Origin of the sequence: Sphingobium sp. YBL2 (assembly GCF_000943805.1) — a bacterium.
In the GTDB taxonomy this organism is placed as follows: Bacteria; Pseudomonadota; Alphaproteobacteria; order Sphingomonadales; family Sphingomonadaceae; genus Sphingobium; species Sphingobium fuliginis.
In genome coordinates this window covers 4,568,827-4,581,672 of record NZ_CP010954.1, presented here as the reverse complement: position 1 = coordinate 4,581,672, position 12,846 = coordinate 4,568,827, and the positions used below count along the sequence as shown (strand labels likewise).

Annotated in this window: 13 protein-coding genes; 5 read left to right on the top strand and 8 right to left on the bottom strand. The window is 65.6% G+C overall.

Annotated elements, in window-relative coordinates; all coding sequences use genetic code 11:
• Positions 1-147: 147 nt before the first annotated feature.
• Together TZ53_RS21195 and TZ53_RS21190 are read left to right on the top strand one after the other, a co-directional pair.
• Entirely contained in the window at positions 148-720 is a 573-nt protein-coding gene (locus TZ53_RS21195) for a septal ring lytic transglycosylase RlpA family protein (protein ID WP_044662614.1), read from the top strand.
• Between the two features lie 545 nt (positions 721-1,265).
• Positions 1,266-1,586 (top strand): UrcA family protein, encoded by a 321-nt coding sequence (locus TZ53_RS21190; RefSeq protein ID WP_044662613.1) that lies wholly within the window; start codon positions 1,266-1,268, stop codon positions 1,584-1,586.
• 182 nt (positions 1,587-1,768) lie between these two features.
• Here TZ53_RS21190 and TZ53_RS21185 read toward each other — a convergent pair whose 3' ends face one another.
• Together TZ53_RS21185 and TZ53_RS21180 are read right to left on the bottom strand one after the other, a co-directional pair.
• Positions 1,769-2,512 carry a LytR/AlgR family response regulator transcription factor gene (locus TZ53_RS21185; RefSeq protein ID WP_025552126.1) on the bottom strand — a complete coding sequence of 248 codons (744 nt, stop codon included), beginning with the start codon at positions 2,510-2,512 and terminating at the stop codon, positions 1,769-1,771.
• A 272-nt stretch (positions 2,513-2,784) separates the two neighbouring features.
• Positions 2,785-3,894, bottom strand: a complete 1,110-nt coding sequence (locus tag TZ53_RS21180) for a sensor histidine kinase (protein ID WP_044662612.1) — start codon at positions 3,892-3,894, stop codon at positions 2,785-2,787.
• 158 nt (positions 3,895-4,052) lie between these two features.
• Here TZ53_RS21180 and TZ53_RS21175 point away from each other — a divergent pair, with 158 nt between their 5' ends.
• From TZ53_RS21175 to TZ53_RS21165, 3 genes are all read left to right on the top strand, one after another.
• The gene (locus tag TZ53_RS21175; RefSeq protein WP_025551519.1) at positions 4,053-4,301 is read left to right on the top strand and encodes a hypothetical protein; all 249 of its coding nucleotides are present in this window, start codon (positions 4,053-4,055) and stop codon (positions 4,299-4,301) included.
• A 79-nt stretch (positions 4,302-4,380) separates the two neighbouring features.
• A complete protein-coding gene (locus tag TZ53_RS21170) occupies positions 4,381-4,632 on the top strand; it encodes a hypothetical protein (RefSeq protein WP_044662611.1) in 252 nt (83 codons plus the stop codon).
• Between the two features lie 502 nt (positions 4,633-5,134).
• On the top strand, positions 5,135-5,683 hold the full coding sequence (locus tag TZ53_RS21165) for a hypothetical protein (protein ID WP_025551523.1): 549 nt from the start codon (positions 5,135-5,137) through the stop codon (positions 5,681-5,683).
• A gap of 266 nt (positions 5,684-5,949) precedes the next feature.
• Here the strand turns inward: TZ53_RS21165 and TZ53_RS21160 are convergent, their stop codons facing one another.
• The 6 genes from TZ53_RS21160 to lnt all read right to left on the bottom strand — a co-directional run bounded on the left by TZ53_RS21160 (position 5,950) and on the right by lnt (position 12,836).
• On the bottom strand, positions 5,950-7,491 hold the full coding sequence (locus TZ53_RS21160; protein WP_229742426.1) for a right-handed parallel beta-helix repeat-containing protein: 1,542 nt from the start codon (positions 7,489-7,491) through the stop codon (positions 5,950-5,952).
• 257 nt (positions 7,492-7,748) lie between these two features.
• Positions 7,749-8,444 (bottom strand): tRNA (guanine(46)-N(7))-methyltransferase TrmB, encoded by a 696-nt coding sequence (gene trmB, locus TZ53_RS21155; RefSeq protein ID WP_044662609.1) that lies wholly within the window; start codon positions 8,442-8,444, stop codon positions 7,749-7,751.
• Between the two features lie 219 nt (positions 8,445-8,663).
• Complete coding sequence (locus TZ53_RS21150) at positions 8,664-8,843, bottom strand: hypothetical protein (RefSeq protein WP_025551528.1); 180 nt, start codon at positions 8,841-8,843, stop codon at positions 8,664-8,666.
• A gap of 126 nt (positions 8,844-8,969) precedes the next feature.
• On the bottom strand, positions 8,970-9,680 hold the full coding sequence (locus TZ53_RS21145; RefSeq protein ID WP_044662608.1) for a methyl-accepting chemotaxis protein: 711 nt from the start codon (positions 9,678-9,680) through the stop codon (positions 8,970-8,972).
• A 246-nt stretch (positions 9,681-9,926) separates the two neighbouring features.
• The gene (gene metK / locus TZ53_RS21140) at positions 9,927-11,132 is read right to left on the bottom strand and encodes a methionine adenosyltransferase (RefSeq protein ID WP_044662607.1); all 1,206 of its coding nucleotides are present in this window, start codon (positions 11,130-11,132) and stop codon (positions 9,927-9,929) included.
• 60 nt (positions 11,133-11,192) lie between these two features.
• Positions 11,193-12,836, bottom strand: coding sequence for an apolipoprotein N-acyltransferase (gene lnt, locus TZ53_RS21135; RefSeq protein WP_044663188.1), 1,644 nt, complete (start codon positions 12,834-12,836; stop codon positions 11,193-11,195).
• Positions 12,837-12,846: the final 10 nt, after the last annotated feature.

Genomic DNA, 12,846 nt, shown 5'->3' with positions numbered 1-12,846 from the left:
GAGAAATTTGCGTGAGACTCATGGGGGCGTGTTGTTCCAGATTTGTTCTTGGGAGGCAAGGGCCGGTCGGGCGCAAGATAGGGACTGTGCGGCGAAAGGAAAAGGCGGCGGCTTTGCCCCCGCGCCGGGCTGGGGTAAAGGGCGGGGATGAGCGGGACTTTTGTTCGGATGCGGTTCGGCGCGCTGGGCGTCGCGATGGCGCTGGCGGCCTGTGGCGGGGGGGTGCGCTATCGGCCCGTGAGCGACGTGCCGGTGCGGGTGGGAAAGCCCTATAGCGTCAGGGGCGTGACCTATGTGCCTGCCGCCGATCCGGGCTATGATTATCTGGGCTATGCGAGCTGGTATGGCGGGGAGAGCGGGAACCGGACGGCCAATGGCGAGCGCTTTCGGCCGAAGGCGGTGACGGCGGCGCACGCGACGCTGCCCCTGCCGAGCTATGTCGAGGTGACGGCGCTGGAGACGGGGCGGACGATCCTGGTGCGGATCAACGATCGCGGGCCCTTCGCCGGGCGGGGGCGGATCATCGACCTGTCGCGCGGGGCGGCGGAGCAGCTGGGGATCAGGGCGACGGGCCATGCGCCGGTCAGGGTGCGCGTCGTGGAGCCGCCGGAGAAGGACCGCAGCAAGCTGCGCGAAGGGAAGGAGGCGCCGGAGCGGCCGGTCGTCGATGCGCGGACGCTCGCCAATTTGCGGGCGCAGCTCGCCGCGCAGGGGCGGTGATGTCGTTCGTGGAAGAATGTCGTCCGTTCGTCCACGGCTGATGTTGCCGGGCGTGATGGATGGGCGGATCATCGAATGGGGAAAACGGTCGTTGCGCACCCGCGCTATGATGCGGTTCGACATGGCGACGATCTGGCTATGGATCGACCGGCCCCGGGCCGTATCGCCGCAAGATGATTGAAAGAGATCCCGGAGAGCCCGACAGCTTCCTGGATGCACCCCCGGCCTTTCCCTTGCGCCGGGGGTGTTTTTATGTGCGCGAATTGTTGAACGATTGTAATTTTACGCTACGGAACGGTTGTTTTTCTGTCGTAAAATTGTCGTTCGTCCCCGTGAGACTGTATTTGGTCGACGGGAGCGCCGTTGGCCGACAGGGACAGGCGCCGGTCGAAAGCGAAAAGCGATGCATTTGCAATGCGCCTAAACAAAATGGGCGAAGACAGAGACGATGATCTGTTGAGGCCTTCTCTTCTCTTCGCTTGAGGTCTGCACTGCGCGCCACGCGGCCAGGCCGACAAAAGCATAGCGTTGAGGAGACAATTGCCATGATCGCCATCAAGTTCACCGCTGCTCTCGCCGCCATGGCCGCCATGGGCGCCGCTGGCACGGCTTCCGCCATCGAATTCGAGTCCAACGGAAAGAGTGTCGAGGTCAGCTATCATGATCTGGACCTGTCGAAGACGAGCGACCAACGCGTCCTGAATGCCCGTATACGGCGTGCCGCGGCAAAGGTCTGCCCGCTCAACGATACCACGGCCGCGATCGAGAAGTGCCAGCAGGTTGCAGCCGCGCATGTTCGCGGCGCTGTGGACCTTGCCGTCGCCAAGGCTCAGAATGGGGAGCGCTTTGCCGATCTGGGCAAGTAAAAGCCAGTCAGCGCAGGCGCCTGAGTTATTCAATCGGTTTTTAGAAAAGGGCCCGGAATTCACCGGGCCTTTCCTTTTGTGGGCGCGGAGCGTTGCGGCTGCCCTTGCGGCGTCCCGCGGGCGTTGCCCTCCATCGTCTTTGGCGGTTTCCCTTCCCATCTGCGACGGGAGGACTGAAGGGGTCAGCGGCCTGCCATGGCGCGGGCGTTGGTGAGATAGGTGCGGCCGATGCGGATTTCCGTGCCGTCCGCGAGGCAGGCTGACCAGACGCCGCTGCCGTCGTGGCGCAGCCGGGAGATATGGTCGCGGCGCACGATGTGGGAGCGGTGCAGGCGGACGAACTGCTGCGGGTCCAGCCGGTTTTCCAGCGAACTGATCGTCTGGTGCAGCAGATAGCTGTTGGCCCCCACATGCAGCCGCATATAGTCGCGTTCCGCCTCGATCCGGTCGATCTGGACCGCGCCGATGCGGATCAGTTCGGAACGGTGCGGCACCCAGAATTCCTCCGCCCATTCGGGTTCGTCCTGCGTGCTGGTGGCGGGGGAGGGGACGGTGCGGTTGCCCAGCGCCTGTTCGACGCGGTCGATGGCGCGGGACAGGCGTTCATGGGCCACCGGCTTCAGCAGATAGTCCACGGCGGCAAGGTCGAAGGCCTCCACCGCGAAACCTTCGAAAGCGGTGACGAAGATCACTGCCGGGCAGATGCCCATGCGCGAGGTCGCCCGCGCCACCCCGATGCCGTCGAGCAGCGGCATGGCGATGTCGAGCATCACCAGGTCCGGTTCCAGCCCCTCGATCAGGCGCAGCGCCGCCTCCCCGTCGCTGGCGGTGCCGACCAGCGCGATGCGCGGTTCGCGGGCGCACAGCATCTGGAGGCGTTCGACCGCCAATGGTTCGTCGTCGACGATCAGCGTTCGGATGGGCATGGGTTCGACCTTTCACGGATTGCGCCAAGGATGGGGAAATTCCGTACCCTAGAGCAGATTCCGATCCGATTGCATCGGCTCGACTGCTCTAGGTTTTTGTTTTCTCGCGTTTTCCGAGTCGGCAGATGATTCCATCTGCTTGGAAAACGCTCCAGGCTGCGGCGACAGCATCCATTGTGCCTCTACCCACCTGCGGTTGCTGGGGAGAAATGGATGCTGAAGCAAGTTCAGCATGACGTCGCTTATATTTTCAAGTTGAATGTCGATACGGCCTAGCTCCGGCGGATGATGGGGAGGGTGAGGTCCACCGCGAAGCCGCCGCCGGGGCGCGGGCCATAGTCGATCCGGCCCTGTTCGCCGAAGCGGGCGGTCAGGCGGTCGCGCACATTGGCGAGGCCGATGCCGCTGCCCGCGTCCGCTTCGCTGGGCGGCTTGTCGCCATTGTCGGTGACGCTGATGTGGAGCATGCCCTCCTCCTCCCGCGCTTCGATGGCGATGGTCACCGGGCTGGAGGTGCGCGACACGCCATATTTGATCGCATTTTCCACCAGCGGTTGCAGGATCAGGCCGGGAACGCAGGCATTGAGCAGGGTGTCCGGGATGCGGATGCTGGTCGACAGGCGATCCGGGAAGCGCACCGCTTCGATGTCCAGATAGAGTTTCTGGAGATGCACTTCCTCCTCCAGCGAGACGTCCTCCAGCGGGTCGCCGGTCAGGCTGGTGCGGTAGAAATTGGAGAGGGAGAGGATCATCTGTTCCGCCTCGTCGCGCCGGTCCTTCATGACCAGCGAAGAGAGCGAGTTCAGCGTGTTGAACAGGAAATGGGGGTTCACCTGATAGCGCAGGGAGCGCAGTTCGGCCTGCTGGGCGGCGCGTTCCAGCCGGTCGGCGCGGCGTTCGACGCGATGCGCCTCGCTGGCGTAGGAGAGGGCGAGGTACAGGCCGGCCCAGGCGGCGAGGAAGAAATAGCGGCTGATCGCGTCCTCCACGATCTGCATCAGGGCGAAGCCCTGTTCGCTCGCATATTTCTGATAATCGGCGTCAGGAAACAGTGAGGCCGGGTCGTAGATGTTGAAGACGTAGAAATTGGCCGCCGCCGTCGCCAGCGCGAAGGGCGCGGCGAGCGAGAAGGCGGCGACGATGCGCGTCGTCAGCGGCTGGCGGTCGAAGCGGCGCAGGCAGAGATAGAGGACCCAGGTGACGACGATGCCGATCACCGTCACCACCGCGCGGCGCGCGGCCATGGCCCCCTGCGCCTCGAACCCCATGACGGAGGCGCGCAGCGTCACCAGCACCGCGTAGAAGAACCAGAAACCCAATATCGAATACAGTGCGACCGTCGGCGGCACGCCAGGCTCGCCGTCCTCGTTTTTTATGCTCATGGGCGAAAGTCTAGGACAAGGCGCGGCGTCTGTCGCCCCTTGGCGGCGAAGCTGGTCGAAGGGTTCCATGCGTTGGTCGATAGGGGCGGCGGGCGGAACCCGCCCTTGCCGCCGTCCGTTTCATGGTTCGAGGCGCCGGCGCGCCAAAAAAGGAGAGCATGATGAGCGACAAGACCGATATTCGGCCCAACAGCCGCGAGGAAGCCGACGACAGGCGGCCTACCGACGCGCAGGACCATGCGGTGACGACGGAGGAGAAGCTGGACGAGGGATTGATGGACAGCATGGATGCGTCCGATCCGCCATCGGCGACCGCGCCGGGCGATCATGGCGATCCGGTGCCGTCTTCCGGTTTTCCGGAAGGCAGGGATCGGCCGGACGGCGAGGATCGGAAGGACGGGCGATAGACGATAGGGGAAATCGTGATATGATCGGTCGGGAGGGCAGCCGCGCGTTGCCCTCCGCAGGTGAGAGGAGCCACTTCATATGCCGACTTCCGCCACTCCCGTGATCGAACGCATTGCCCGCGTGCTGGCCGGGCGCCAGCTCAGCCTGAACGGCGAGGGCAACGATCCGCATGCGGCGAGCGCAGTCGATGCCAGTTGGCAGGACCATGTCGACGATGCCTATGCGATCCTGCACACGCTGCGGGAGCCCGATGCGCAAATGGCGCAGGCGGGCGACGTGGCCGTTTGGCGCAGCATGATCGGCGCGGTGTTGGAGCGCAGGGCCGGGTAGGGCATCGCGCAGAAACGCCTGTCCTGAGCCGGTCGTGGGTGGGTGTTTTGCGCTGAAAAGGATGCGGCTGAAAACGATGCGACAGCGGAAAATTCGAGCGCGCGCCCTGCATCCGGTTTAACGCGGCGCTCCATGGCGGCGGCCGGGTTTGGGTTGCCCTTGCCGATCGGCCTGTCCTGCTTGCAGGGATCGGGAGCCGGGCCTCCGCCCTGGCGGATTATCGGGCAGCTTGGTTGTGCGCGCATGAGCCATTCGCCGCATTCGAGCGCCTCGCAGGAATGAAGCCCGTTTGGAGGAAAGCGGCTGCCGCCGGACAATGCCGGCGGCGGCTGGGCGGCGAACCGGCTGATGCTACTCGATTGGGCGCATTCATAAAAATTACATGTTGCGCTGCACAAGGAAAAATGATTCCCTGTGTCTGTCGGCAGAACCGGCGCTTAAGCTTGCAGTAACCATCGGGGGCGCATGTTCTGCTTACGACTTGAAGTCGGAGGGCAAAAGCATGGGCACGAGTGCAAGACCTGCGGACGGGGCGATTACCCTGGCGGAGTTGCGTGAATTCGCCAGTTTCCCGGCCGCCACGCAGCGTTACATCCGAAGATCGCTGGACATCGGACTTCATCGGCGCGACGCCATGAAGCTGTGGTCGCGCGATATGGTGGAGGAAGCCAGCATTCGCGCGCAGGCGCGGATCTACGGGCGGCTGGAGGAGATCAAGGCGCGGGTGCCCGATGACAGCGGCCTGGACCAGATGGAGCCCTTCATGGCGCCGCTGGTGACGGTTTCCGCCTTCGACCTGGGGCAGGACCGGTTGTGCAGCTTTTCCGCCTATCGCTTCCTGTACGAGCGGCTGTTGGGTGCGGGATCGCGGCCATGGCTGCCGGGGGCCTTCTGCGCGGCGGCCAGCCTGCCGCACCTCCACCCCGAAAAGCGCCGGGCGCTGCTCCAGTCGATCAGCGAAGCGGCGGCGACGGCGGTCGGATGGTCGAACCGGGAGCCGACCTTCTATCCCGAATGGGTCGAGAAGGTGGATCTGAGCAAGGCGAACTGAGCGAGCGGTCCGGGCCCGTCCGGGGGGAGGGGCGCGAGGGACGCGGCGATGACGGCGCGGCGGGCCGGACCCGGCGCGCCGTTGCCTTTTTCCGCCGTCATGACCCTCCATGCGCTTGATCCAGGTCTAGATTATCGCAATCGACTTCCCGGCGGAACTATGTCCTATTGCCGTCCGCAGGCATTGGCCTGTGTGCGACCCAACTGAAGCCCCGCCTTCCTTCGCAAGGGGCGGGGCTCCTTTGCCTTTGGCGGAGGGGGATCGGCTCAGCGGCGGGTTTCGAAGGCGGAACTGGCCCGTGGTTGCCGGAGCCGGACGGGGGTTCCCAGTTCGCGCCCCAGCATCGCCAGCATCCAGTTCCGGTGGCGGTCGATGAATTCGGGGAAAGCGTCGGGGCTGGCGGGGTCGAACCTGGGCACGTCCCAGTCCGACGCGATTTCCTGATAGGGCTGGATGGTCTGGCCGGCGCCATCGTCCGGCAGGTCGATATGGCTGCCGAAATAGCTGTTCCGCCGGAAGCGGATCGATTCGGCCGGGGCGAAGCCGGCCCGGATCAGATAGTCGGGGCCGCTGCGCCCGCTCTCGCTGCCGTAGCGGGCGGTGCCCGCCACCTTGAAGACATTGCGCGCGAAGCGGACTCCGCGCGCCCAGCCCTGCCATTCGGTGGCGACGATCATCTGCACGTCCATCGCCGGGCCGACATGGATGACGTTCCTTTCGATCCGGGCGTCCGACACATTGCCGGAAAGCTGGAAGATGCGGGCGCCGTCGTTGCGGCTGACGTTGAAGCGCGCCAGCGTGCCGCGATTGCCCAGATTGTCCTTGTCGTTGCGGCGGGGCGAGCAGATCAGCAGGAAGCCGCCGGCATTGTCGTGGCTGTAATTGTAGAGGAAGGTCGTCCGGCGCGAGTTGAAGTCGGAATCGAAGCCCTGGCCATCATAGCGGGTGCGGGTATGGGCCGCCTCGTTGAGCTGGATCAGGCTGTTGTCGGTGCTCCACTGCCAGATGCCGGCATTGTAGCCGGGCGCGCGGCTGCCGGCGTGGAGGACGATATTATGTTCGATCAGGGCGCCGTCCGTGCCGCGGGGGACGATGCCGTCGCCGCCGATGTCCTCCAGATAATTGTCGCGGATCACCACCTTCCTGCTGGGGAACCAGTCGAGGAAGGACACCCGGTCGCTGATCCCGGCGATGCCGGAGCGGTCGACGCGCCACAGGATGTTCCGCTCGATCGCCAGGTCCTGGAAGCGGGTGGCGACCTGCCGGCCGGTGGCGCGGAACAGGATGCCGCCATTGTCCTTGCGGTCGTTGGTGCCGCGGACATCGTGGACATAATTGTCGCTGATGCGGATGCCCCGCGTCACCCCCCGGTTTTCGGCGCGCACCAATATGCCGATGCGCGGGGCCGGCGAGGGGGCGGCGTTGGTGACTTCCAGCCCGCTGATCGTGACGTGATCGGCGTCGATCACGCCGACGGCATATTCCGAAACGCCGCCCGCATCGATGCGCGGGCGCGGGCCGGAGCCGGTCGCGCCGACCGTGATGGGCGATCCCGCCCTGCCCGAGCGGGCGATCGTCAGCGGTTCCCGCCAGACCGATCCGGCGGCCAGCAGGACACGGTCGCCGGGCCGGAGCGGCCAGCCATTGACCCGCGCAAGCGAGCGCCAGGCCCGGTTGCCGGCCGTGCCGTCCGCATTGTCGTCGCCCTGGCGGGAATCGACATAATAGGTTTCGGCGTGGGCGGCGGTGACGAGGGGGGCGGGAAACAGGAGCGTCGGAAGAAGAAACGCCCAATATGGCTTCGGCACCTGTCGGTCTTTCACGGCGTTGCGATCTGGCCGTGAGATTGATGGAGGGGCGCTGAACGGTCAATGAAGATGTGGCGATTGCGGGGACGATGGCGTGTCGCGGGGAAAGGAGGGCCGGCAAGCCCTTGAATTGCCGGATGGGAGCCCTAGATTGATGTGGTCACTCTTCCCCCTTGGAGTGACACCTCCCTGAACCTTGGCCCCGCCGTGGAGCTTGCTCCGGCGGGGTTTCTTTTTGGAGAGGGCCGGGGCGGCGATCAGTGGCGGCGGTAGCGGAAGTACCAGACTTCATGGCCCAGGCTGCGCGCTTTCGCTTCGTAGCGGGTTTCGGGCCAGCCGCCGGGGCGGCGCTGGAAATCCGTGGGAGAGCCCGCCAGCCATTCGAAATCGGGATGGCCGTTCATCACCATCAGCGCCCAGCGCAGATAGACGGGATGGTCCGTGCCGAAGCGGAATTCGCCGCCCGGCTTCAGCTTGCGCGCGATCATCGCGACCGGGCCGGGGTTCATCATGCGGCGCTTGGCGTGGCGGGCCTTGGGCCAGGGGTCGGGGTGGAGCAGATAGACGAAGCTGAGCGAGCCGTCCGGAATCCGGCTGAGCACGGAGAGGGCGTCGCCCATGTGGAGGCGGACATTGCCCAGCGCCCTGTCGCGGATATGGCCGAGCGCGGTGACGACGCCGTTCAGGAACGGTTCGCAGCCGATGAAGCCGTGATCGGGCAGCAGGTCGGCGCGATAGGCGAGATGTTCGCCGCCGCCGAAGCCGATTTCGAAATGCAGGGGACGGTCGTAGCCGAACAGGCCCGCGGCGGTGACATCCCCTTCCTCAGGCACGGAGAGGGCGGGCAGCAGGGAATCGACCAGTTCCTGTTGCCCCTTGCGGAGCTTGTGCCCGGACTGGCGGCCGTAGAGGCGGTTGAGCGTGGTGGGATCGCCGGATTTATGCGCTGTCATGCGCGGGCGGATAGAGCATTTTCGGTGCGAGTGAAATCACCTGCCGGATCGAAAAATGCGGGAAGGGGATGGTAAGGAGGGAAGCGTCATGGGGCGCCTCCTGTCCCCGTTGTTGAGGAGATGATGCCGGGGACAGGAGGCTCAGGCCCGACGCCGTGGGCGGCGTCGGGCTTGTTCCTTTGGGAGGCGGTGGGTCAGGGCCGATGCGAACCCGTCAGGTCATTTGCACTTGGCGAAGCGGCCCTTGGCGTCCTTGCACGGTCCCTTCTTGGCGACCGGCTTGGGCGGACATTTGACGAACTTGCCCTTGGCGTCCTTGCATGGCGCGGCCAACGCTGGGGCTACGCTGCCGGTCATGAGGGCTAGGCCGAGGAGGGCGGAAGTCAGTGGCCTGGTCATCGCATTCCCCTTGGAAAGAGGTTGCCGGACCCGACAGGGGTGCGGGTCCGACGCCCTGCTTATGGGCGTTTTGCGGGCGGCATGCCAATGAACTTTTCGTCATGTTGCCGCCATGCGGGGGGCCTGTCAGGCCGCCGATTGCCGGTCCGTCAGGCCGATCCGTTCCTGCTGCATCATGGCCGCGGCGCGTTCGGTGGCGATGCGGGTGTCGTCGGCCAGTTTCTTGACCTCGCCCGCGACGACGGCGAAGCCGCGGCCGGCCTCCCCGGCGCGGGCCGCCTCTATCCGGGCGTTGAGGGCGAGCATGTTGGTCTGGGCGGCGATGCCGCGGATGGTCGAGACGATGTCGGCCAATTGGGTCATCGTCTTTTCCAGCGCATTCTTCTGTCGCTCCAGATCGTGCTGGAGGCGATGGCTGTCGGCCAGGCGATGACGCGCCTCCCGTTCCTGCCGGACCTGGCGGGTGATGTCGGTGGCGATCTTCACGACCTTGCGCAATGTGCCGTCGGCTTCGAAGACGGGATTATAGGTGGCCTGCAACCAGATTTCGCGGCCGTTGCGGTCGCGGCGCTCATAGGCGCCGGCGTCGAAGGCGCCGGAACCCAGCTTCTGCCAGAAATCGGCATATTCCTGGGATGCGGCATGGTCCGGCGTGCAGAAGATCCGGTGGTGCTTGCCCGCAATCTCTTCCAGCCCATAGCCCATCAGGGCCAGGAAATTGGCGTTGGCCGTCAGGATCGTGCCGTCCAGCGCGAATTCGATCACCGCCTGGCTGCGGTTGAGGGCTGTCCACGCGGCTTCGGCGCCGTGGGTGCCGTAAGAGAGGGAAGAGGCCAAACCATGTCTCCTTGATCCATCCGGCGCTAGGCGGAGCATGGTTAAGGAAGGGTAAGGGGCCATGGAAAAGGGGCTGCCGGGCGACCGGCAACCCCTGATGCGATTTGCTTTCCCGACCCGGATCGGGTGTGTGGGATTCAGCCCATGGCGGCTGCAAATGGCGGCTTTCCGCGCTTCCGGCGCTTACCTGCCGAACTGCGCTTCGAGCTTTTTTTCGCCTTGCCCTGAACGGAATCCCAGCGCGCCTTAAAGGGCGGCCTTGAGCTTTTCCACCAGGTCGGTGCGTTCCCAGGGGAAGAAGTCGCCCTCCGCCTTGCGTCCGAAATGGCCATAGGCGGCCGAGGGCTGGTAGATCGGCTTGTTGAGGCCGAGATGGGTGCGGATGCCGCGCGGGGTGAGGCCGCCCAGTTCCTTGATGTTCTTGATCGCCTGTTCGATCCTGTCGTCCCCGACCGTCCCGGTGCCGTGGGTGTCGACATAGAGCGACAGCGGTTCGGAAACGCCGATGGCGTAGGCGAGCTGGATCGTGCAGCGGCGGGCGAGGCCGGCGGCGACGATGTTCTTGGCGAGATAGCGGGTGATATAGGCGGCCGAGCGGTCGACCTTGGTCGGGTCCTTGCCGCTGAACGCGCCGCCGCCATGGGGCGAGGCGCCGCCATAGGTGTCGACGATGATCTTGCGGCCGGTAAGGCCGGCGTCGCCGTCCGGGCCGCCGATTTCGAAGCTGCCGGTCGGGTTGATGTGATAGACGGTCTCGTCCGAGAGCAGTTCGCCGGGCAGGATTTCCGCGACGACGCCCTTCACGTAATTTTTGAGTTCGGCTTCCTTTTCGCCCGCGTCATAGCCCGGCGCGTGCTGGGTCGAGACGACGATGGCGGTGGCGGCGGCGGGCTTGCCGTTTTCGAAGCGCAGCGTCACCTGGCTCTTCGCGTCCGGCTCCAGGAAGGGGGCGCGGCCGCTGTGGCGGTCTGCGGCCATCTTCGCCAGGATCTTGTGGCTGTAGTCCAGCGTGGCGGGCATGAGGTCGGGCGTTTCGTCGCAGGCGAAGCCGAACATGATGCCCTGGTCGCCCGCGCCTTCATCCTTGTTCCCGGCGGCGTCGACGCCCTGCGCGATGTGCGCCGACTGGGCGTGGAGGTTGTTTTCGAAGCGGAAAGTTTCCCAGTGGAAGCCGTCCTGTTCGTAGCCGATGCGCTTTACCGTGTCGCGGACGGTGCGTTCGATCTCTTCCTGCGCGCCCGGCGCCCATTCGCCATTTTCATAGACGCCTTTGCAGCGGATTTCCCCGGCGAGGACGACGAGCTGCGTCGTGGTCAGCGTCTCGCAGGCGATGCGGGCTTCGGAGTCCTTCGACAGGAAGAGGTCGACGATGGCGTCGGAAATCTGGTCCGCGACCTTGTCGGGATGGCCTTCGGAAACGGATTCCGAGGTGAAGAGGTAGTTCGAACGCATGGTTGCTCCAGTCTGATGCTGTGTCTGCGTATAAAGAAATCTTTATGTGCAGTGGATGCCTTAGCGGCTGCCGCGCAACCGGGCAAGTGGGATGCAGGCGAGGACGAGCAGCGCTGCAAAGGCGAAGGGGAGAAGATTGCCGAATCGCGCGAAGATCGTCGGCGGCAGCGCGGGGGGGAGCGCGGTGTCGAGAAAACCGGCGCGGTGGTGGCCGATGCTGCCGAGGATATGGCCGCGGGCGTCGACCACCGCGGAGATTCCGGTGGGGGTGGAGCGGATGATGGGGATGCCCTCCTCCAGCGCGCGGAGGCGGGCCTGCGCCAGATGCTGGACCGGGCCCCAACTGCCGAACCAGGCGTCGTTGGAGGGGTTGAACAGGAAGTTGGGGCGGTTGGCTTCGTCCACAACCTGGCCGGAGAAGATGATCTCGTAGCAGATCTGCACGCCCATCCTGAGCGGCGGGCGGCCCAGCGTGGCGGGCAGGGCCAGGCTTTGCGGGCCGGGGCCGGGCCAGAAGTCGACGGCGCCGGGGACGAGGCGGGACAGGCCGAGCGGCTGGAGAATCTGGCGCATCGGCAGATATTCGCCATAGGGGACGAGATGGGACTTGTCGTAGCGGCCGAGCAGGCGGGCCTGTGCGTTCACGACGAACAGGCTGTTGTTCGCGCCGGCCAGCGCGTTTTCCGGGACGCCTTCTTTCCCGACCTGTTTGAAATAGACCTTGGTCGCGCCGGTCATGAGGAGGTCGCCGGGGCCCAGCAATGCAGCGAGGCGGGCGCGCCAGTCGGGCTCCATGTCGAGATAGGCGGGGATGGCGGCTTCGGGCCAGAAGATCAGGCGCGGGGCCGGGCGCCGCGTGCCGGAGAGGGCGGCGAGGGTCTGGAAATGGGCCTGTTCGAGTTCGGGAGAATATTTTTCGTCCTGGCCAATATTGGGCTGGACCACGCGGATTTTGGGGGCGCCTGTGGGAGTGGGCGGGGCGGGGGAGAGATTGCCCCACAGGGTCAGGGCGATGAGGGGTGTAATGAGGGCGGCGGCGGGGCGGAACTGGCGGCGGAGGGCGAGGAGGAGCGCGCCCGACGCCAGTATGGCGAGCGCGCCGAGGCCGTAGGTGCCGATCAGGGTGGAGGCGATCGCCATGCCGGTGGGGAGGAGGGTGACGCCCAGCGGGTTCCAGGCGAAGCCGGTGAAGACGGTGGCGCGGAGATATTCCGAGGCCAGCCAGCAGGCGGCGAAGAGGAGGGTGAAAGGAAGTGTGGCGTGCTCCTGCGGAGGCAGGAGTCCAGTTCTGACGGCGGGACTGGGCTGTCGCGAGTCGCTTGTCTCGTTCCAGTGCCTTCGCAGGAACACGTTGTTCTGTAGATGGTACAGCCACCGCGCCGCCAGCGTGGCCAGGCCGGGATAGACGGCGAGGTAGAGGGACAGGAGGACCACCGCGCCATAGCCGAACCAGTGGGGCATCGCGTCCTGAAAGGTGAAGGCGTGGGCGATCCAGTTGAGGCCGAGGGTGAAATGGCCGACGCCGAACAGCCAGCCGCGCAGGAAAGCGCTGCGGCGGTCGGGAGCCTGTTCGATCAGGAGGATGAGGAGCGCGAAGCAGGCCAGGGTGACAGGCCAGAGCTTCAGCGGTTCGAAGCCGGTGGCCGCCGCGAATCCGGCGAGCAGGGCGGTGAGCTTCGGGAAGCGGGCCGGAATGTCCTTCATGCCGGTGCGG